At 40.3% G+C, this 21,655-nt stretch carries 17 protein-coding genes; 14 read left to right on the forward strand and 3 right to left on the reverse strand.

From position 1 onward, the window contains the following. The first annotated feature begins 154 nt into the window (after window positions 1-154). From WBW42_RS08440 to epmA, 5 genes are all read left to right on the forward strand, one after another. Window positions 155-2,563, forward strand: coding sequence for an FdhF/YdeP family oxidoreductase (locus tag WBW42_RS08440; protein ID WP_032057636.1), 2,409 nt, complete (start codon window positions 155-157; stop codon window positions 2,561-2,563). 78 nt (window positions 2,564-2,641) lie between these two features. Continuing rightward, on the forward strand, window positions 2,642-3,433 hold the full coding sequence (gene fdhD, locus WBW42_RS08445) for a formate dehydrogenase accessory sulfurtransferase FdhD (protein ID WP_032057634.1): 792 nt from the start codon (window positions 2,642-2,644) through the stop codon (window positions 3,431-3,433). Window positions 3,434-3,552: 119 nt separating this feature from the next. Then, window positions 3,553-3,945 (forward strand): YkvA family protein, encoded by a 393-nt coding sequence (locus WBW42_RS08450; protein WP_032057633.1) that lies wholly within the window; start codon window positions 3,553-3,555, stop codon window positions 3,943-3,945. Window positions 3,946-4,048: 103 nt separating this feature from the next. Continuing rightward, a complete protein-coding gene (locus tag WBW42_RS08455; protein WP_032057632.1) occupies window positions 4,049-5,116 on the forward strand; it encodes a 4-phosphoerythronate dehydrogenase in 1,068 nt (355 codons plus the stop codon). Next, window positions 5,113-6,087 (forward strand): EF-P lysine aminoacylase EpmA, encoded by a 975-nt coding sequence (epmA, locus tag WBW42_RS08460; RefSeq protein WP_032057630.1) that lies wholly within the window; start codon window positions 5,113-5,115, stop codon window positions 6,085-6,087. The genes WBW42_RS08455 and epmA overlap by 4 nt, the downstream gene beginning before the upstream one ends. Window positions 6,088-6,145: 58 nt before the next feature. On the opposite strand, the gene WBW42_RS08465 is transcribed toward epmA, so the two are convergent. Next, a complete protein-coding gene (locus WBW42_RS08465; protein ID WP_002118912.1) occupies window positions 6,146-7,117 on the reverse strand; it encodes a Tim44 domain-containing protein in 972 nt (323 codons plus the stop codon). An 82-nt stretch (window positions 7,118-7,199) separates the two neighbouring features. After that, the gene (radA, locus tag WBW42_RS08470; RefSeq protein WP_005073053.1) at window positions 7,200-8,588 is read right to left on the reverse strand and encodes a DNA repair protein RadA; all 1,389 of its coding nucleotides are present in this window, start codon (window positions 8,586-8,588) and stop codon (window positions 7,200-7,202) included. 343 nt (window positions 8,589-8,931) lie between these two features. Between radA and WBW42_RS08475 the strand changes: the two genes are divergently transcribed. The 5 genes from WBW42_RS08475 (at window position 8,932) to dapF (ending at window position 14,636) form a co-directional block, all read left to right on the forward strand. Further along, on the forward strand, window positions 8,932-10,425 hold the full coding sequence (locus WBW42_RS08475) for an alanine/glycine:cation symporter family protein (RefSeq protein ID WP_017399219.1): 1,494 nt from the start codon (window positions 8,932-8,934) through the stop codon (window positions 10,423-10,425). 315 nt (window positions 10,426-10,740) lie between these two features. Continuing rightward, entirely contained in the window at window positions 10,741-12,147 is a 1,407-nt protein-coding gene (locus WBW42_RS08480) for an amino acid permease (RefSeq protein ID WP_014207418.1), read from the forward strand. 140 nt (window positions 12,148-12,287) lie between these two features. Continuing rightward, entirely contained in the window at window positions 12,288-12,512 is a 225-nt protein-coding gene (lptM, locus tag WBW42_RS08485; protein ID WP_001255198.1) for an LPS translocon maturation chaperone LptM, read from the forward strand. A gap of 22 nt (window positions 12,513-12,534) precedes the next feature. Beyond that, entirely contained in the window at window positions 12,535-13,785 is a 1,251-nt protein-coding gene (gene lysA / locus WBW42_RS08490; protein WP_017480537.1) for a diaminopimelate decarboxylase, read from the forward strand. Between the two features lie 5 nt (window positions 13,786-13,790). After that, complete coding sequence (gene dapF / locus WBW42_RS08495; RefSeq protein ID WP_017399221.1) at window positions 13,791-14,636, forward strand: diaminopimelate epimerase; 846 nt, start codon at window positions 13,791-13,793, stop codon at window positions 14,634-14,636. Between the two features lie 86 nt (window positions 14,637-14,722). Here dapF and WBW42_RS08500 read toward each other — a convergent pair whose 3' ends face one another. Continuing rightward, window positions 14,723-15,346, reverse strand: coding sequence for a LysE family translocator (locus tag WBW42_RS08500; RefSeq protein ID WP_005067713.1), 624 nt, complete (start codon window positions 15,344-15,346; stop codon window positions 14,723-14,725). A 165-nt stretch (window positions 15,347-15,511) separates the two neighbouring features. Here WBW42_RS08500 and xerA point away from each other — a divergent pair, with 165 nt between their 5' ends. From xerA to gyrA, 4 genes are all read left to right on the forward strand, one after another. Then, a complete protein-coding gene (gene xerA, locus WBW42_RS08505; RefSeq protein ID WP_080631163.1) occupies window positions 15,512-16,399 on the forward strand; it encodes a site-specific tyrosine recombinase/integron integrase in 888 nt (295 codons plus the stop codon). A 461-nt stretch (window positions 16,400-16,860) separates the two neighbouring features. Further along, window positions 16,861-17,610: an electron transfer flavoprotein subunit beta/FixA family protein gene (locus WBW42_RS08510; RefSeq protein ID WP_002118903.1), complete on the forward strand. Its 750-nt coding sequence runs from the start codon at window positions 16,861-16,863 to the stop codon at window positions 17,608-17,610. A gap of 17 nt (window positions 17,611-17,627) precedes the next feature. Further along, complete coding sequence (locus WBW42_RS08515) at window positions 17,628-18,560, forward strand: electron transfer flavoprotein subunit alpha/FixB family protein (protein WP_002118921.1); 933 nt, start codon at window positions 17,628-17,630, stop codon at window positions 18,558-18,560. Between the two features lie 366 nt (window positions 18,561-18,926). Next, window positions 18,927-21,641, forward strand: a complete 2,715-nt coding sequence (gene gyrA / locus WBW42_RS08520) for a DNA gyrase subunit A (protein WP_032057622.1) — start codon at window positions 18,927-18,929, stop codon at window positions 21,639-21,641. Window positions 21,642-21,655 lie beyond the last annotated feature (14 nt).

Raw genomic sequence — 21,655 nt, forward strand, 5'->3', positions numbered from 1 at the left:
GAACAGTTGAGCCAGCTTTTTAAAATATGGTGAATAACATACCAAGCGGACTCTACCCCCAAGCTAGACAGCAGCGATTCTTGATATAAGCATAATTAAATTGTGGTTCTATTAGATCTGTTGAATGCCTAAGAAGAATTAAGAGGATGACAAAGTGGATAATTCAGAAGAACAAAAGCACATACAGGAAAATAACGGTTTTGCGCGAATTGAGCCATATACTCATCCTGCTGGCGGGTGGGGCGCACTGCTAAGTGTTGCTCGAAACTTAAAGCGACAAGATATTTTAGGTAAAGGTTCAATTACCTTACTCAACATTAACCAGCCTACAGGTTTTGACTGTCCCGGCTGTGCATGGCCAGAAAAGAAAGATGCTCATGCCTTTAACTTCTGTGAAAATGGTGCAAAAGCAGTTGCCTTTGAAGCAACCAGTAAAACAGTGACTCCTGAATATTTCGCAGGTCATACCGTCAGTTGGCTGTCAGAGCAAAGTGACTTTTTTCTAGAAGACTTGGGCCGCTTAACAGACCCAGTTCGCTATGATGCTGCAACCGATAAATATGTGCCTATTTCATGGGACGATGCATTTAAGCTCATTGCTCAACATTTACATACACTAGACAACCCAGACCAAGCGGCATTTTATACTTCGGGCCGTGCCAGTAACGAAGCAGCATTTTTATATCAATTATTTGTGCGAAGCTTTGGTACAAATAACTTTCCAGACTGCTCGAACATGTGTCATGAAACCACAAGTGTTGGCTTACTTGACTCGATTGGTTTAGGAAAAGGCACAGTTACCCTAGAAGACTTTGACGTAGCCGATGCTATTTTTAGTTTTGGTCATAACCCCGGAACCAACCATCCACGTATGTTAGGTACTTTGCGTGAAGTATCTAAACGTGGCGGCAACATTATTGCGATTAACCCAATTAAAGAGCGAGGTCTTGAGCGTTTCCAAGACCCGCAAGCACCTCTTGAAATGATGACCAATGGTAGTACCCCAATTAGTCGTTATTATTTCCAACCTAAAATTGGGGGCGACTATGCACTCATGTTAGGGATGTTAAAGCACTTAAATGAGTGGGATAAAAAAGCACTTGCCTCAGGTAAACCAAGCGTTTTTGACCGAAACTTTATTGCGGTGAATACCGTTGGTTTCGATGAAATGATTGCTGAGATTGAAAGAACTGAATGGGCAGATATTTATAAACACTCAGGGTTATCGCCTGAACATTTAGAAAAACTCGCCAAACTCTTTTTAGAATCAGAGCGTTCAATTTTCTGTTGGGGAATGGGTATCACGCAACACCGCCACGGCACAGCTAACGTACATATGCTGGCAAATTTATTGTTGGCGCGTGGACAAATTGGCAGACCGGGTGCAGGGCTTTGTCCGGTTCGTGGGCACAGTAACGTGCAAGGCGACCGCACCATGGGCATTAATGAACTGCCTAGCCCTAAACTACTCGACAACATTGACCGCGTATTTGGAATTAAATCACCGAGAAAAAATGGGCATGGTGTCGTTGAAACTATTAAAGCCATGGCAGAAGGTGAGGTCAAAGTCTTTATTGGTTTGGGTGGGAACTTTGCAGTTGCAACGCCTGATACACCATATACCCAAGAAGCACTTAGAAAGTGTAATTTAACCGTTCATGTCGCAACCAAGTTAAACCGTAGCCATTTGGTGTGTGGTAAAGATGCACTTATTTTGCCATGTTTAGGGCGTACCGAAATTGATGAGCAGCTTCATGGCCCACAGGCAATTTCAGTCGAAGATTCAATGAGTAATATTCATTTGTCAGCAGGGCGTAACGCTCCAATTTCTGAAAATATTTTGTCTGAACCAGATATTGTCGCCCGAATGGCCGAAGCAGTGCTTCCAGACAGCCAAATTAAGTGGAAGTGGTATATCGAAAGTTATGACCGTATCCGTGACTCTATTGCCGATGTGTTTGATGAGTTCCATGACTTTAATTTACGTGTCTATAAACCAGGTGGATTCCACCTCGAACATCCGGCCAATCAGCACATCTGGAATACAAAAAGTGGTAAAGCGCAGTTTATGATTACACCGCTGAGTGAGGTCTATGCCGATAAAGAAAATCAGTACGCTGCCGCATATACCGACAGTAAGGTTTATACCTTAATGACCACGCGTTCTCATGATCAATACAACACCACTCTATATGGTCTAGATGACCGCTATCGTGGGGTCTTTGGGCAACGCCGTGTGTTATTTATGAACCAAGCTGATATTGATGAAGCTGGTTTTGAAGCAAACCAATGGGTTGATATTGAAAGTGTTTTCTCGGATGGTGTGAAGCGGATCGTGCATAGTTTCCGTATTGTGCCGTACAACATTCCGCGCGGCAGCTTGGCGGCTTACTATCCGGAAACCAATCCTTTGGTGGCATTAAGCAGTCACGATAAATATGCCAAGATTCCTGCTTCAAAAAGTGTTCCTGTGATTTTGCATCCCGGAAATGCACCTGAGCATTTTAACTTGGCAACGGCAGTTGCGCCTGAAGACGCTGATAAGAAAGTAAGTAACCTTTAATCAAAGGCAATATTAAAAAATGTCATCCAAACAAATGGCGCTCTAAACAAGCGCCATTTTGAAATAAAGGAAATAATTTTGACACCACATTCTTATGGGGTTGAAACATTACCAGTACAGCGGTTTAACAAAACCGACTCTGAAAATGTTTTAGATCATATTGTGCAAGAGTACCCAATCGCCTTGGTGTATAACGGAATTTCGCATGCGGTGATGATGGCGACACCAACAGATGTCGAATTATTTGCCAAAGGTTTTAGTCTCTCGGAAGGAATTTTAACTAGCTTAAAAGAGCTATATGCGCTTGATCTACATCAAAATGAGTTGGGCATTACGGTGGAAATGACCATTTCATCGAGAGCATTTGCTGCCTTAAAAGAACACCGCCGCATGATGGTAGGGCGTACAGGATGTGGTTTGTGTGGAATTGAGAGTTTAGAACAGTTTCAGTTAGATGCTCCCAAAATTACAACACATGCATCAAAAATTTGGCTTGAGCAAATTCCGAGTGCCATTTCTCATTTAAAAGCCCAGCAAGAAATTACCGCTTTAACGGGTGGGGCACATGCCGCAGCATGGGTGGTTGACGGTCAAATCGTGGCTTTATTTGAAGATGTAGGGCGACATAATGCCCTAGACAAATTACTCGGTTATTTAGCGCAACAAAACTACGACACCAGTTTAGGTTTTGTGGTGATGACCAGTCGGGCAAGTTATGAACTGATACGAAAATGTGCTCAGCTAAACATCAGCCTATTGGCATCAATTTCAGCGCCTACCAGCATGGCTATTCAATTAGCCAAACAATCTGGCCTGACTTTGGCAAGTTTTTGTAGGGGAGACAGATTTGTTTTATATACAGAAATTTAAAATATATTGTTCAAGATGATGTGCCTAAAATAAAGCTCATTTGACATTTCTTTGGCTTTTAAGCTAAGGATAGGTTTTATGGATTATTATAAAACTCTAAAGGTTCAGAGTCTGTCCAAATGTCTTGGTTACAATCAATAAAAGAATGGGCAAAACGTCTAAAGAAACAAATTATTATGCTTTGGTTTGCCTCAAGGCATCCTCAAATGCCGTGGTTACCCAAAATTATTGCTGTGGTGGCTGTGGCGTATGCTTTTAGCCCCATCGACTTAATCCCCGATTTTATTCCTATTTTGGGCTTTATTGATGATGCCATCATTTTACCAACGCTGATTTGGTTAGCAGTCCATTTTACGCCTCAACAAGTCATTTTCGATGCAGAACAACAATCTGAAGAATGGTTGGATGAACATGAAAAACGACCAAAAAACTATTTGGTTGCCGTACTCATTATTTTAATTTGGCTCACACTCGCGGTCATGGCTTACTTTTATTTTGGTGGTGGGTTGTAACTAAACTGAGTCTTGAGACCCTATACTAATTTATACCCTTAACATTGTGCTTTGCTACAACTCAAAGGATAATAACGTTTTTATAAGCTATGGGTTGCAGACAATGAAAATCGTCGCAGATGAAAATTTGGCGTTTACCGATTACTTTTTTTCTGAGTTTGGCGATATTCAACACAAAGCAGGGCGTACTTTAACCCATGCAGATGTAAAAGATGCTCAAGCATTGTTAGTCCGTTCGGTTACTGCGGTTAACGCAGGTTTAATTGAAAATACAGCATTAAAATATGTGGGCAGTGCCACAATCGGGACCGATCATTTAGATATTGCAGCGTTAGAAAAACAAGGAATTACGTGGGCCAATGCGGCTGGTTGTAATGCGCAAGCGGTTGCTGAATATGTCATTACTGCTTTACTTCATTTAGATGCAAACCTTTTAGAACAACAAGAAAAATTTATCCTGGGTATTGTTGGCCTTGGCAATGTCGGTAAGCGCTTGGCCTACATGGCTCAGTTACTTGGTTGGAATGTAATTGGCTTTGACCCATATATACAGTTAGATTCAATTGAAAATGTAAGCTTAGAAACTTTGTTGCAACAAGCCAACGCAATTTCAATTCATGTGCCGCTGACCAAAAATGGTGAACATCCCACATATCATTTGTTTGATGAAAAAGCTTTCGCAGCGCTTCAACCTGACACAATTTTAATTAATAGTGCACGTGGTCCAGTCGTGAAAGAAGCTGCTTTAATGGAAGATATTCAGCGTACCCAGCGTAAAGTGGTGCTTGATGTATTTGAGCATGAGCCAGTCATATCAGAAGAGCTTTTAAATATGTTGGCTTTAGCAACACCGCATATTGCTGGTTATAGCCTTGAAGGAAAAGCCCGCGGTACACAAATGATTTATGAAGCGTTTTGCCAAAAATTTGGATACGACATTAATAAGCGTTTTGAAACTCAGCTACCTGCATGCGAAGACTATTTTTCGGGACATGATTTAAAAGCAGTGTTAAAGCAAAAACTATCTCAAATTTATGATATTGCTCAAGATGATGCCAACATCCGTGCTTGTATTAAAGACGGAAAAGTAGAGCAAAAAGCATTTGATTTATTACGTAAAAATTATCCGCTGCGCCGTGAATGGGCAGCACATGGGGGGCCACAGGCATGAGTTTAAGCTATCAACCTACTTGTTCAATTGATGCCTTAAAAGCACGTGCCAAGCTCTATACCCAAATTCGTCAGTTTTTTGCGGAACGTGATGTCATGGAAGTCGAAACACCAATCGTTTCACAGGCAGGTGTCACCGATGTACATTTAGCTTCGGTTCAGGCTTTGCGCCATATTAATGGCAAATTGCAAACTCAATATTTACAGACTTCACCAGAGTTTGCCATGAAGCGTTTATTGGCGAGCGGTAGTGGGCCGATTTATCAAATCTGTAAGGTGTTCCGAGATGATGAACACGGGCGTAAACACAACAGTGAATTTACCATGCTTGAATGGTACCGTCCGGGGCTGGACTTAAAAGCGTTAATGCATGAAACAGCCGATTTATTGCAAACCTGTTTGCAACATCGTTTTGGTGAAGTTCGTCCGTTTATTTTAAGTTATAAACATGCCTTTCAAGATCGTCTTGATATCAACCCTTTGCAGGCAACTTTGAAACAACTCAAAGATACGGCAAATCGTGTGGGGTTAAACCTTGATTTGGGCGATGATCGTCTAGCTTACATGGATTTGTTGTTTTCTCATTTTGTTGAACCAAGTTTGGGTTTTGATGCTCCAGTTTTTTTAACTGACTTTCCACCAGAAATGGCCTCTTTGGCAAAAGTGAAAGTCGATGAAGATGGGGAAGAGGTCGCGGCGCGTTTCGAGGTTTATATTGAAGGCTTAGAGCTAGCCAATGCCTACGATGAATTGCTTGATGCAGACGTGTTACGTTCACGCTTTGAAGCAGATAATGCAGAGCGGGCTAAGCAAGGGCTTCATGTTATGCCTTTAGATGAGCATCTGTTAGCAGCATTGCCTCATATGCCGGAATGTTCAGGTATCGCTTTAGGTATAGACCGTTTACTCATGGTTGCAACAGATCAGGTCAAAATTGAAAAAGTAGTGACCTTTCCTGCAGAAATTGCTTAAAAGCTGACAAATAAAAAAGCCACAATATTGTGGCTTTTTTATTTAGGGTTTATTCAGCTTAAGCTTGTTGAATACCTGCAACAACCCAGTCTTGTTGAGAGCCAGCAGGCTTAACAAAGTGCCAGATTTCGGTAAACGGTTGTGGCAAGCTGTTTAGGTCTTCACTTACTGTACCAGTGAAACGTACACTTACTACGTATTGACCATTTTCAGTCGCACTGTCTACAACCATCGCATTCAAGTTACTAAATTCAGCAACGTCTTGATCTTGGTTTTCCATGATGTCGTTATACATAGAACTATAAAGTTCTGGTGTTAAGTAACGGCGAATTTCTTCAATGTTACTTGCAGTATTCATCGATTGGATGTGATTAAAACGTTGACGTGCAATACGTAAGAACGCAGCTGGTTCACTACCATCTGGAAGTTGATTGCCATTGCTCGTGGTTACACCACCAAAAGGTGCTTGCGTTGCTGCACCGCCACCCACAGATTGACCAAAGATATTTGTATTATCGCCAGCATTACGTGGAGCTGCTTGTGGCGCAGCAGAACGGCCAAATGGGTTTTGACCGTTACTATTTGGTGCGTAAGGGTTGTTACCTGCTAATTTTTTTTTTGATCCCAATTTACGGAATACAAAGAAAGCAAGAGCTGCGGCAAGCAATACCCAAATCCAACCTGGGATTCCACCTTTTTTCTCTTCTTGAGCTTGCGCCTGAGTGGCTTGCTGCTCAGTTGATGTCGGTTTGTCATCAGCTAAAGCATTTGCTGCAACAGCACCTACGGCAGCACCAGCCACACCAGCTGCAACCATTGAACCAACGCCTGGACCAGATTTCTGAGGCGCTGTAGTGGTTTGTTGAACTGGAGTCACTTGACGAGGTTGTTGATAAGACTGGCTTGAAGTAGTCGAACGTGCCATACCGTGGCTTTTACCACCACCTGCACGTTTAGCTTCAGCAAGAGGAGAAATTGCTAAAGCAGCCATTAAAATACCGGTAATCAAGCCACGCTGGTGTACTTCCATAGGAAATTCCTGTTTAAAGTTAATTTGTAATAGTATTTATGCAGGCTTTTACTCTAAATTTCAACTATAAAAGTATGTTTTTTTATGTCAATTCATCACTGAGTTGCATAGCTTCTGTCAATGCTTCATGCAAGCGCGCAACAGCAATAACTTGTACGCCTGGAATTGCCTTTTGAGGGGCGTTTCCTCTTGGTAAAATGACATATTTAAAGCCATGTTTTGCTGCTTCTTTTAAGCGCTCCTGACCGTTAGGAACAGGGCGAATTTCACCAGAAAGACCAACTTCACCAAAAACTGCAAGCTGTTGGGGCAACGCTTTAGTACGTAAACTTGAAGCACATGCAAGTAAAACAGCCAAATCAGAACCTGTTTCGGTAATTTTTAAGCCACCTACAATGTTGACGTATACATCTTGTCCAGTGGTTTGCACCCCACCATGACGATGCATTACAGCAAGCAACATGTTCAAACGGTTTTGTTCAAGACCAAGTGCAACACGTCGTGGTTGTCCTTGAGCATCATCAACTAAAGCTTGTACTTCGACCAAAAGAGGGCGAGTTCCTTCACGGCTAATCATGACAATTGAACCGGGAATCGCTTCATCATAACGACTTAAGAAAATAGCGGAAGGATTGGCCACTTCACGTAAGCCTTTATCAGTCATGCCAAATACGCCAAGTTCATTCACTGCACCAAAACGGTTTTTAACAGCACGAATCATGCGATAGCGAGAATCCGATTGACCTTCAAAGTAAAGTACGCAGTCCACCATATGCTCTAAAACACGCGGACCTGCCAGTGCACCTTCTTTGGTCACATGGCCAACAATGAATAGCGCTGTGCCACTATTTTTTGCATAACGGGTTAATAAAGCAGCAGATTCACGAATTTGTGAAACACCACCCGGAGCAGATTGGAGAGTTTCTGTATAAAGTGTTTGAATCGAATCTAGAATAGCGACTACAGGTTTTTCTTGTTCTAAAACCTCACAAATGCGTTCTACACAGGTTTCAGCCATGACTTTTAATTGGTCAGTTGGCAGATCAAGACGTTGCGCACGAAGCGCCACCTGAGATAAAGATTCCTCACCCGTAATATAAAGTGCAGAGCTTTTTGCGCTTGCCATGTGCGTTGCGGTTTGCAAAAGAATGGTTGATTTACCAATACCGGGGTCACCACCAATCAGCACCACAGAACCTGTCACCAAACCGCCGCCAAGCACTCGGTCAAATTCGCTAATGCCTGTAGGTAAGCGGGTTTCATGAGAAACGGAAACTTTATTTAGTGTTGTAATATTAGCAACTTGTCCAGCATAGCCCCCAATTTTAGGACGTGCACGGTGAGCAGTGGTTGGCTCAAGTTTAACTTCAGTCAGAGAATTCCATTCACCACACTCTGAGCATTGACCAGCCCATTTAAGATGATCGGCACCACATTGCTCGCAACGGTAAACAGTTTTGACTTTGCTCATAAAAAATTGAAATTTTGCTCAATATTATATAAATATAGTTCTTAGGAAGTTCTTCGTTCTTGTTTCCAGAAATTATCATAAAAGATAATGAGGAAATTTGAAGGGATCTTTTAAGGAACTAATAAGGGAAAGACACCAAAAATAACACGATATTGGATTTTTACAAGTCAGATAAAGTTTGTTTTCAGTGGATATAAAAAATCTAATCTATTCCCCAAGGACGGTGTTTTTACTGGAGTATGTATCTAGCTGTTTATTATAGATATGGCATGGATATTGCTGAAGTGAAAACGAACAAAATAATATGAGTATTGTATTTTAAAAATACAAAAGGTTGATATCTATGAGTGCAGCAGAAATTGTTGATTGGATTAATGGCATTATTTGGAGTAAGGCACTTATTTACCTGTGCTTAGGCGCGGGTTTATTTTTTTCTATTTTGACAAGATTTGTTCAAGTGCGTCAAATGAAGGAAATGGCCAGACTATTAATAAAAGGTACTTCTTCAGAACAGGGGATTTCATCATTTCAAGCCTTAGCTGTTTCATTATCGGGACGAGTAGGTGTAGGTAATATTGCGGGTGTAGCGGCAGCAATTGGCTTTGGTGGGCCCGGTGCTGTCTTTTGGATGTGGTTGGTTGCATTTTTAGGAGCAAGCACGGCATATGTAGAATCAACTTTAGGTCAAATCTATAAAGTCGAATATCAAGGGCAATATCGTGGTGGTCCTGCTTTTTATTTTGACAGAGGGCTAGGACAGCGTTGGTTAGGCATCGTATTTGCTATAGCAGCAATTATTTCTTGTGGTTTGTTCTTACCGGGAATTCAAGCAAATGCAGTAGGTAAGGCATTTACACAAATTACAGGTGAAGGGGCAATTATTTTTGGTGATATTGGCCTGTTTAAAATTGTAGCACTTGTGGTGATTGTTGGTTTACTCGCTATCATTATTTTTGGTGGTATTAAACGGATTGCACGTTTTGCTGAATTCGTTGTTCCTTTTATGGCAGCTGGTTATATTCTAATGGCTGTTGTTATTGTGATTGCGAATATTCACGAGCTACCTGGTGTAATCAAATTAATTTTTGAAGATGCTTTTTCTCCTATGGCGGGTCTTGGTGCTGCAATCGGTTGGGGGGTAAAACGTGGTGTTTATTCAAATGAGGCAGGGCAAGGAACAGGGCCACACGCAGCAGCTGCAGCAGAAGTTCAACACCCAGCTCAACAAGGTTTTGTACAGGCATTCTCGATTTATGTCGATACATTATTCGTCTGCTCTGCAACAGCATTTATGATTTTAATTACAGGTATGTATAACGTACAAGGTACATTAGAAGCTGGTCATTTTATTGTACAAAATGTTGGCGCTACTGTGGAACTAGGTTCCCCTGCTTTTACCCAAATGGCAGTGAGTACAATGTTTGGTAATTTTGGCCAAATCTTCGTGGCGTTGGCTGTGTTCTTCTTCGCTTTTACAACAATCGTTGCGTATTACTATATTGCTGAAACTAACATTACTTATCTAAGCTATATTACTAAATCTCCATCGTTATTATTTGTGACTAAGTGCTTTATTATTCTCTCTGTATCTTATGGGGTTTTAAGTGCAACCGGTTATATATGGGGTATTGGTGATATTGGTGTTGGTTTAATGGCATGGATTAATATTGTCGGAATTATTGTGACTTATTTTGTATGGAAGCCAACAATTAAAGCTCTTAAAGATTATGAAGCGCAGCAAAAAGCTGGAGTAACAGAGTACACATTTGACCCTGTTAAATTAGGAATTAAAAATGCGACATTCTGGGAAGAAAGATTGAAGAATAAACAAAAGTAAATTTTTCAAAAGATAAATTTATTTCCTGATCCTTAATCGAAAAGGCTATCTCACTGGTAGCCTTTTTATATATGCGAAAGTTAAGCAAGTACGACAAAAGTTGACTTGAGAGTCCGTTGTATTGCAGTGGGCTTGTGCGTATTATCGGCCCTAATTGTATGTAGCTTGGAATCATCAGCAATACAGACAAAATTGGTTAGCTGAAAAGTTGTCAAAAAATATACATTTAAAAGATACCTGCAAATGGTGCGATATCGTCTTTTTGATTTGAATTTAGCTAACGGACTAAAAAAATTACTGGAGTGTATTTATCAAATGTCGAATCAAAATCTGAGCGAGCCTCATGAACAAGGTGAGCTCCATCGAAGCCTCTCCAATCGGCATTTACAGCTGATCGCGATTGGTGGTGCAATTGGGACCGGATTATTTATGGGATCAGGCAAAACAATTAGCCTTGCTGGTCCGTCGATCTTATTCATTTATTTGATTATTGGTGTGATGGTGTTTTTTGTCATGCGTGCGCTTGGCGAATTACTTCTTTCAAACCTTGCCTATAAATCATTTATTGACTTCACAACAGATTTAATCGGTCCATGGGCAGGTTATTTTGTAGGGTGGACGTACTGGTTATGTTGGATCACGATTGGTATCGCTGACCTCTCTGCAATTATCTACTACTTACAGTTCTTCAATAATGGTTTACCTTTCTCGCCTGTCGAAGGGGCGATGATCAGTGTTGCCGCGATTGTATTTATTATGGGTTTAAACCTATTAACCGTACGTCTATTTGGTGAGTTAGAGTTCTGGTTTGCGCTCATTAAGATTCTTGCGATTATTATTTTAATCGCTGTGGGTCTATGGATGATCTTTACAGGCTTTACCTCAAGTACAGGTGAAGTTGCATCATTTACTCATCTTTGGGCTAACGGTGGCTTCTTCCCAACAGGTGTACATGGTTTCTTGGCAGGCTTCCAGATTGCAATCTTTGCTTTTGTTGGTGTGGAACTTGTGGGAACAACGGCTGCGGAAACGAAAGATCCAGCACGTAACTTACCAAAAGCAATTAACTCAATTCCAATCCGTATCATTATTTTCTACGTATTGGCATTGTTGATTGTGATGTCTGTAACACCTTGGAATAAAATTGATCCAGCGATCAGTCCATTTGTAAACTTGTTTAGTCAAGCAGGTGTGGCAGCAGCAGCCATCCTGATGAACTTGGTGGTATTGTCATCAGTGATGTCATCAATGAACAGTGGTGTCTTCTCAACAAGCCGTATGTTATTTGGTTTATCTCGTGAAGATCAGGGGCCAAAAGCTTTTGGTAAGCTTAACAGACGTGCAGTACCTGCAAATGCACTGTATTTCTCTGCTGCGTGTTTATTGTTAGGTGCAGCATTACAGTATTTTGTACCAAATACAGTTGAAGCATTTACGCTTGCAACAACACTTTCAACGATTCTCTTCATCTGCGTGTGGTTGCTTATTATTTGGAGTTACATCCGTTATTACACCACGCGTCCTGAACTGCATGCCAAATCAACATTTAAATTGCCGGGTGGCTTATTTACATGTTGGATCACGATTATTTTCTTTATTGGTATGATTTACGTATTGTCTTTAGAGCCAGACACTTTTAAAGCGCTTAAAGTCAGCCCAATTTGGTTTGTTATTTTGATCATTGGTTATTTCTTCTTCTATAAACCACGTCATAAAAAATAATTAAATTTATTTGGTTATGATGAAACGCTGGCTGAAAAGCTGGCGTTTTTTATGCATATTGTTTTTCTATTCAAGTTTACTCTTTAGCCGCTTGCCTGATCACGGTATACTGCATCGAATTGTTTAAATCAGGTGCTCAGATGCGTCGTGTCATTTGCCTCATCAGTTTATTGAGCAGCAGTATTTTGCTTAGCGCTTGCGGTCAGTCAGGAGCATTGCAGCTACCTTCTGATCCAAATTATGACAAACGTGCAAAATACTTGCTCTATCGTAATAAAGAACAGAAACAAGTTGTGCAACAAGATGAACAGGCTGAACAGTCAGTCGAATCATCAGCAGCTCAACCACAAACTACATCACCTTAAGCTTTGAAATAAGGACACCTTCATGAGTTTCACCCGCATTAATGGAGTATTGCATGCAGAGCAATGTTCTATGGAGCAGCTTGCGCAGCAATTTGGCACACCTTTGTATGTTTATTCAAAAGCAGCTTTTGAAAAACATTACTTAGATATGGACCGTGCTTTTGATTTTATTGATCATCAAATCTGTTTTGCGGTGAAATCTAACTCAAATATAGCTGTTCTTAATGTGTTGGCAAAACTTGGTGCTGGTTTTGATATCGTATCAGGTGGTGAACTTGCACGCGTTTTAAAAGCGGGTGGAGACGCATCTAAAGTTGTTTTTTCTGGTTTAGGTAAAACTGAAGCCGATATCGAAACATCGTTAAATGTAGGCATTGCTTGCTTTAACGTAGAGTCTTATGCAGAACTAGACCGTCTTCAAAAAGTTGCAGCTCGTCTAGGCAAAAAAGCGCCGATTTCTTTACGTGTAAATCCAGACGTAGATGCAAAAACTCATCCTTATATTTCAACAGGCTTAAAAGAAAATAAATTTGGTATTCCAAGTGATACCGTTTATGAAACTTATCAATATGCTGCATCTTTACCAAACCTTGAAATTATTGGAATTGACTGCCACATCGGTTCGCAATTAACCGAGACTAAACCATTCGTTGATGCTTTAGATCGTGTCATGTTGATGATCGAAGAACTAAAAAAACTTGGTATTACTCTTAAACACATTGATATTGGTGGCGGGTTAGGTGTTTGTTATAAAGATGAAACACCGCCAAGTGTTGAAGAATATGCCAACTCAATGAAACCTGCTTTAGAAAAGTTAGGTCTCAAGGTTTATATGGAACCAGGTCGTAGCATTAGTGCAAATGCAGGTGTGCTTCTAACAAAAGTTGATTTGCTCAAGCCAACGAGCCACCGTAACTTTGCCATTATTGATGCTGCAATGAATGATTTAATTCGCCCTGCTTTATATGAAGCTTGGATGGATATCCAACCTGTGGTGACAAGTTCAGATACTGAAGAAAAAACTTGGGATCTTGTTGGAGCAATCTGTGAAACAGGTGACTTCATTGGTAAAGATCGTTCATTGGCTTTAAAAGAAAATGACTTGTTGGCTGTTCTTGGCGCTGGTGCTTATGGTTTTGTAATGAGTTCAAATTACAACACACGTGGCCGTGCCGCAGAAGTGATGGTGTCAGGCGATAAAGCCTATTTGATTCGTGAGCGTGAAACGGTTGAATCCCTGTGGGAAAATGAACGCTTGTTGCCTGAGGAGTAAATGAAATGTTGTTAGAATTTACTAAAATGCATGGCCTAGGCAACGACTTTATGGTGGTTGATCTAATCAGCCAACGTGCCTATTTGGATACAGAAACAATTCAACGCTTAGCCGATCGTCATTTTGGCATCGGTTTTGATCAACTTTTAATTGTTGAACCACCAGATTTACCGGAAGCAGATTTTAAATATCGTATTTTTAATGCAGATGGTTCTGAAGTTGAACAATGTGGTAACGGAGTACGCTGTTTTGCTCGTTTTGTACATGAGCGCCATTTAACAACTAAAACAAGTATTACTGTCCAAACCAAAGCAGGTATTGTAAAACCTGAGTTGGGACAAAATGGTTGGGTTCGCGTCAATATGGGCTACCCAAAGTTCTTGCCGAATGAAATTCCATTCATTGCAGAACAACCAGAAGCTTTATATACACTTGAGTTAGCTAACGACCAGAACATTAATATTGATGTGGTCAATATGGGCAATCCTCACGCTGTCACTATTGTTCCAGATGTATTAACTGCTGATGTTGCTGGCATTGGTCCACAAGTTGAGTCACATAAACGTTTCCCTGAACGTGTTAATGCTGGCTTTATGCAAGTAATTGATGAAAAACATATTCGCTTACGTGTATTTGAGCGTGGCGTAGGTGAAACACTTGCATGCGGTACAGGGGCTTGTGCTGCTGCTGTAAGTGGTATGCGCCGTGGCTTACTTGCGAACTCAGTTGAAGTTGAGCTTGCTGGTGGTAAGTTACAAATCGAATGGCAAGAAGGCGATGTGGTCTGGATGACTGGTCCAACAACTCATGTTTATGATGGGCGTTTGGATTTACGTTATTTCCAAGGTTAATAGCATTACCTAAATAGAAGCCTCTTTTCATCAGCTAAAGTGATAAAAGAGGCTTTCTTTTATATGTATAATAATATTTGATTTAATTATCTTTTACTCAAAGCTAATTTCAAAGCAAACAACACAAAAATACTGCCAGTAATTCGGTCCATATATTTCACAAATTTAGGTTGCTTAAGATAACGTGACAGTGGTTGCATAGTCAAAATTAATAAAGTTGACCATAACATTCCAATCACCACATGAATCATTACCAGTCCCATCACCCAAGTAACTGCTGATGCTTGTGGTGGAATAAACTGTGGAAGAAATGAAATATAAAAAATACCAACTTTGGGATTAAGTAAATTACCCAAAAAGCCTTTAATAAACCAATTTTGTGAAGGAGAGGTATTTGAACTATTCTCTTGAATATCTGCAAGTTGGCTACGTGGTTTTAAAATCATATTTAAACCTAACCATGCTAGATAAGCTGCTCCCATCCATTTTAGAATATTAAAAGCGAGATCAGATGCCATGAGCAAAGCACCTAGACCACAGGCAACCACAATTCCCCATACAATACAGCCAAGGCTAATGCCGACAGCTGCTTGAAACGCTTTCGATTTACCTTCAAGTGTTGCTGTACGAATAATTAAAGTCGTATCTAAACCAGGGGTCAGTGTAAGTAAGGTAATCGCAATTAAATAAGGAATGAGTATGGTGGTCATGGCAGCAAGGTCCAATGAATACTTGGTTTAAATTGTAATATATAAATTAGATCAGCATTAGGTTGTGCGGTATCAAATTTTCATGATCACATAGTTTTTGATACACTCAAAAAAATGAGCAAATAAATGGAGAGCAATTTGGATTTTGCATTACAACTGCTCTCAATGTGGTTAAAAGAAAGAAAAATACAGAATCAATCTGAGCACACGATTACTGCTTATGAACGGGATGTTAAAAGCTTTCTTGAGTTCTGCGAGCACAAACAACTAGATTTGAGAAATATTGAAGCTTCAGATTTAAGAGAGTACTTAGCGCAGCGTGTCGAACAGGACCAGTTAAGTTCAAGTAGCATGCAACGTCATCTCACCTCAATTCGTCAATTTATGAAGTGGGCTGAACAAGGTAAATATCTAGAAATTAATCCTACCGACGATTTTAAGTTAAAACGCCAACCTAGACCTTTGCCCGGCATGATCGACATAGAAACGGTTAATCAAATTTTGGATCAACCTATGCCAGAAAAACCGGTTGATCAGCAATTGTGGTTAAGAGATAAAGCCATGCTTGAGTTACTTTACTCAAGTGGTTTACGTTTGGCTGAATTACAGGGTTTAACAGTTAAGGATGTAGATTTTAATCGCCAACTTGTTCGTATTACAGGTAAAGGAAATAAAACACGTATAGTACCATTTGGGAAAAAAGCAAAAGAAAGCCTATTGAACTGGTTGAAAGTTTATAAAATTTGGAAAGGACATTTTGATCAAAACGATTCTGTCTTTATTTCCTTACGAGGAGGGGCGCTCACTCCAAGGCAAATTGAAAAACGAGTGAAGCTTCAGGCACAAAGAGCAGGTGTAAATGTCGATTTACATCCACATTTACTCAGACATTGTTTTGCTAGCCATATGCTATCGAGTAGCGGTGACTTGCGTTCAGTACAAGAAATGCTAGGCCATAGTAATTTATCTACAACACAAATTTATACCCATATTGATTTCGATCATTTGGCTCAAGTGTATGATCAAGCCCATCCAAGGGCACATAAAAGCTAAAAGTTAAAAAATAGACTCAATCAAAGATAATTAAATTGAGATGTTTTAGGTGAATGTAGAGATCATTTGGATTTTTTTACAAATTTGTTTAAGAGAAATAAGGGAAACTACCCAATTGACCATTTTGATCTTTGAGTATTTTGTGGACGACTGGGTCTAAAAAACGTCGGATTTATGGTGTTTAAAAGTAATGTTATGTTTCTAGCTAATATGCTAAATAAGATAAAAAGATACTAAAAATCAATGTATAAAATACAGTTTAAAAAGAATAAAATAGGCCCTCATGGCAGTCTAAAATTTTTTTATGAACTGATGATTTCATTTTTTTTGTGCTGTTCCAGAAAATTGTGACTTGACCGAAATGCCAAACACATTGCAAGATAGGGTACCTAAAAAATTTTAATTGAAGAGTTAATATACTTTTCTCAACATTTACTTTTGCTAGAACAGCCGAGGATTACATGAAGGCTCTTGTTGCTGTAAAACGCGTGGTTGATGCCAACGTTAAAGTTCGTGTTAAGCCGGACAATAGTGGGGTTGACCTTACCAACGTAAAAATGTCAATTAACCCATTTTGTGAAATCGCAGTGGAAGAAGCGGTTCGCTTAAAAGAAAAAGGAACAGTATCAGAAATCGTTGTTGTTTCTGTTGGTCCTAAAGAAGCTCAAGAACAAATCCGTTCTGCAATGGCTCTAGGCGCAGACCGTGGTATTTTGGTTGAAACTACTGATGAAATTGGCGCTTTAGAAGTTGCTAAAATTTTAAAAGGTGTTGTTGAAGCTGAAAAACCAGAACTTATCCTTCTTGGTAAACAAGCAATTGATGATGACTCTAACCAAGTAGGTCAAATGCTTGGTGCATTATTAGGTGCTGGTCAAGGTACATTCGCTTCTGAAGTGAAAGTTGATGGCGGTAAAGTACAAGTGACTCGTGAAGTTGACGGTGGTTTACAAACTGTTGAACTTACACTTCCTGCAATCATCACGACTGACTTGCGTTTGAACGAGCCACGTTATGCAGCATTGCCTAACATCATGAAAGCTCGTAAGAAGCCACTTGATACAAAATCTCCTGCGGATTATGGCGTTACAGCTGGTACTAAGCTTAAAACTGTTAAAGTTGAAGCTCCAGCAGAACGTAAAGCTGGCGTACAAGTGAAATCTGTAGATGAGCTTGTTGAAAAATTGAAAAATGAAGCGAAAGTGATCTAATACGGAAGGATAAAATCATGAGTATTTTAGTTATCGCTGACCACAACAACCAAGTACTTAACGGTGCTACTTTAAACGTTGTTGCTGCAGCACAAAAAATCGGTGGTGATATTACTGTATTAGTTGCTGGTTCTGGTGCTCAAGCAGTTGCTGATGCTGCTGCTAAAGTTGCTGGTGTAAGCAAAGTTTTACTTGCTGACAACGCTGCTTATGCAAACCAATTAGCTGAAAACGTAGCTGGCTTAGTTGCTGACTTGGCTAAAGGTTACAAATACGTTTTAGCTGCTTCTACAACGACTGGTAAGAACATTCTTCCGCGTGTTGCTGCTCTTCTTGATGTAAGCATGATCACAGATATTATTTCTGTTGAATCTGCGAACACATTCAAGCGTCCTATCTACGCTGGTAACGCGATTGCAACTGTTCAATCTGACGAAGCAATCATTGTTGGTACCGTTCGTGGTACAGCATTTGATCCAGTTGCTGCGGAAGGCGGTTCAGCTGCTGTTGAAACAGTTGGCGAAGTAAAAGATGCGGGTATTTCTCACTTCGTATCTGAAGAAATCGTTAAGCTTGATCGTCCAGAATTAACTGCGGCTCGCATCGTAGTTTCTGGTGGTCGTGGTGTAGGTTCTGGTGAGAACTACCATAAAGTACTTGATCCATTAGCTGACAAGCTCGGTGCAGCACAAGGTGCTTCACGTGCAGCAGTTGATGCGGGCTTTGTACCTAACGATTTCCAAGTTGGTCAAACTGGTAAAATCGTTGCGCCTGAGCTTTATGTTGCTGTAGGTATTTCTGGTGCGATCCAGCATTTAGCTGGTATGAAAGATTCTAAAGTTATTGTTGCAATCAACAAAGACGAAGAAGCGCCAATCAACAGTGTTGCTGACTACTGGTTAGTTGGTGATTTGAACACTGTAGTACCAGAATTGGTATCTAAACTTTAATCTTTACTGATTAAAGCTAAAAAACCCTTAGTTTTTACTAGGGGTTTTTTTATTATGGATAGTGTCCTGAAATGTATAACTGAGACTTTTATCTCATTTGAGGTTTGATTTTTATAGAATAAAAATCACATAGTTTTATCAAGAATAGAACATGCTCGTTATAGCGATATGATAAGAATAATATGCAATTAAATTATACAAATATCACCAGATTAGCGGTGTAGATTCCGCACATTACAAAGTGCTTTTATGCTATAGTATACAGCTATATTTTTTTCGATTTTAGTTCAGTTTCCGGAACTAAATTTTTTGCAAGATCAAGACATATAAGCAGATGGAAATTTCTATCTGTAAGAAGGAGTATGCATGAGCGTATCGGAAATCCGACCGATTGCCATTGAGGACGAACTCAAGCATTCATATTTAGATTACGCGATGAGTGTAATCGTATCTCGTGCATTGCCGGATGTGAGAGACGGTCTTAAACCTGTTCACCGTCGTGTGCTTTATGCCATGCACGAATTGGGCAATGACTATAACAAAGCCTACAAGAAATCTGCGCGTGTTGTTGGGGACGTAATCGGTAAATATCACCCTCACGGTGACTCAGCTGTTTATGAAACCATTGTACGTATGGCTCAGGACTTTAGCTTACGTTATTTATTGGTAGATGGTCAGGGTAACTTCGGTTCGATTGATGGTGATAGCGCAGCTGCGATGCGTTATACCGAAGTCCGTATGACCAAGCTTGCACACGAGCTTCTTGCAGATCTAGAAAAAGACACGGTTGACTGGGAAGATAACTACGACGGATCTGAGCGTATTCCTGAAGTACTTCCGACACGTGTTCCTAACTTGTTAATTAATGGCGCTGCTGGTATTGCCGTAGGTATGGCAACCAACATGGCACCGCATAACATGACAGAAGTTGTGAATGCGTGCTTAGCCTATGCTGACAATCCGAATATCTCGATTGAAGGATTGATGGAATACATTACGGGTCCTGACTTCCCTACAGGCGGTATTATTTACGGTAAATCAGGTATTGTTGATGCCTACCGTACAGGTAAAGGCCGCTTACACATTCGTGGTAAGTACCATTTCGAAGAAGACGAAAAGACAGGCCGTACAACGATCGTCTTTACTGAAATTCCATATCAAGTAAACAAAGCAAGAGTTATTGAACGTATTGCTGAGTTAGTGAAAGAGAAAAAACTTGAAGGTATTTCAGAACTTCGTGATGAGTCTGACAAAGAAGGTATGCGTATTGCAATTGACTTAAAGCGTGGTGAAAACGCTGAAGTCGTTGTAAATAACTTATTCTTAAATACTCAACTTGAAAACTCATTCAGCATCAACATGGTTTGTCTTGATAACGGACAACCAAAATTGATGAATCTGAAAGATATTATTGCGGCATTTATCCGTCACCGCCAAGAAGTTGTGACACGCCGTACTATGTTCGAACTGCGTAAAGCACGTGAACGTGGTCATATCTTAGAAGGCTTAACCGTTGCTTTAGCCAATATCGATGAAATTATCGAGACGATTAAAACTTCTGCTAACCCTGCTGAAGCGCGTGAGCGTTTACTTGCAGGTGAGTGGGCAGGTGGTGGTGTCGTTTCATTGCTTGAAAAAGCTGGCGCAATTTCTGTTCGTCCAGATGAAATCGAAGGTGAAGATCCAAATCGTCCATTCGGTTTAACTGAATCGATTTATCGTTTATCACCAACACAAGTAGGCGCAATTTTAGAATTACGTTTACATCGTTTAACTGGTCTTGAACAAGACAAATTACATGCAGAATATACTGAGATCTTAGGTCAAATCGCTGAACTTACTGCGATTTTGAATGATTTCAATTTATTGATGGCTGTAATTCGCGAAGAGTTGGCACTGGTACTACAACAGTATGGTGATGGACGTCGCACTGAAATTATTGAATCACGTATTGATTTTAGCCGTGAAGATTTAATTCCTGAAGAACAAGTTGTATTAACGGTTTCACAAACAGGTTACGCAAAAACTCAACCACTTTCAGATTATCAGGCTCAGCGCCGTGGTGGACGTGGTAAGTCTGCAACTTCAATGAAAGATGATGACTTTATTCAACATCTGATTGTAGCTTCAAACCATGCGACTGTGCTTTGCTTTACCAACGTAGGTAAAGTATATCGTCTTCGTGTGTTTGAAGTGCCTCAAGCATCACGTGGTGCCAAAGGCCGTCCGATTGTGAACTTGTTACCTTTAGATGCGAATGAAACAGTAACAGCTATCTTGCCGTTAACTGAGTTCCCAGAAAACCATTACGTATTTATGGCGACAGCGTCAGGTACGGTTAAACGTGTTGATTTAGAGCAATTCGCTAATATCCGTTCAAATGGTTTACGTGCAATTGAACTCAATGAAGAAGATACCTTAATTGGTGTTGCGATTACTGATGGTAATCAGCAAATCATGTTGTTCTCGAACGAAGGTAAGGCAATCCGTTTTGCTGAGACTGACGTACGTGCAATGGGTCGTACTGCGAAAGGTGTTCGTGGTATGCGTGTGAGCTTTGCAAGCAGTACTTTAAGTGAAGAAGATGTAGATGTTGAAAATGATGAATCAGATGACAATGACGATTCAGCAGATTCAAATTTAGTAAGCCGTATCGTATCCCTTGTAGTTGTACCTGAAACAGGTGAAGTACTGTGTGCAAGTGCCAACGGTTATGGTAAGCGTACTCCAGTAAATGACTTCCCGACCAAGAAACGTGGCGGTAAGGGTGTAATTGCGATTAAGACAAGCGAACGTAACGGTGAGCTTGTTGGTGCAGTGTCTATTGATGAAACCAAAGAATTGTTACTTATTTCTGATGGCGGTACATTAGTTCGTACCCGTGCAGCAGAAGTTGCGATGACTGGTCGTAATGCACAAGGTGTACGCCTAATTCGCTTAAGCGAAGAAGAAACTCTAGTAGGTGTTGTGTCTATTGAAGCTGTCGAAGATGAAGAAGAGTTTCTCGAAGGCGAAGTAGATACTACTGAAACTGATAGCGAAGAAGTTGTATCAAATAATGAAGATGCTTCTGAAGAGTAAGTAAAACTTAAATA

It is taken from the genome of Acinetobacter sp. LT1, assembly GCF_059800965.1.